Raw genomic sequence first — 675 nt, 5'->3', positions numbered from 1 at the left:
ACCCTGGCGGTGGGGAGCCTGCTCGCGATAGCGGTGGGTCAGTTGGCATTGATGCTGGATGGGCTGACGCCATCGCAAGCAGGCTCGCTCCCACGGGGTTCGGGGTGTTTGCCGGGTGCTGCGGGCTTTCACGGTCCAGGGTGGGAGCGAGCCTGCTCGCGATAGCGGTGGGTCAGTTGGCATTGATGCTGGATGGGCTGACGTCATCGCGAGCAGGCTCGCTCCCACGGGGTTCGGGGTGTTTGCCGGGTGCTGCGGGCTTTCACGGTCAGGGTGGGAGCGAGCCTGCTCGCGATAGCGGTGGGTCAGTTGGCATTGATGCTGGATGGGCTGACGTCATCGCGAGCAGGCTCGCTCCCACGGGGTTCGGGGTGTTCGCGGATGCTGCGGGCTTTCACGGTCAGGGTGGGAGCGAGCCTGCTCGCGATAGCGGTGGGTCAGTTGGCATTGATGCTGGATGGGCTGACGTCATCGCGAGCAGGCTCGCTCCCACGGGGTTCGGGGCGTTTCCCGGATGCTGCGGGCTTTCACGGTCCAGGGTGGGAGCGAGCCTGCTCGCGATAGCGGTGGGTCAGTTGGCATTGATGCTGGATGGGCTGACGCCATCGCGAGCAGGCTCGCTCCCACGGGGTTCGAGGCGTTTCCCGGGTACTGCGGGCTTTCACGGTCCAGGGT

It is taken from the genome of Pseudomonas sp. B21-028, assembly GCF_024749045.1.
Taxonomy (GTDB): domain Bacteria; phylum Pseudomonadota; class Gammaproteobacteria; order Pseudomonadales; family Pseudomonadaceae; genus Aquipseudomonas.
The sequence above is the reverse complement of the archived record's forward strand: the minus strand, read 5'-3'. Positions refer to the sequence as shown.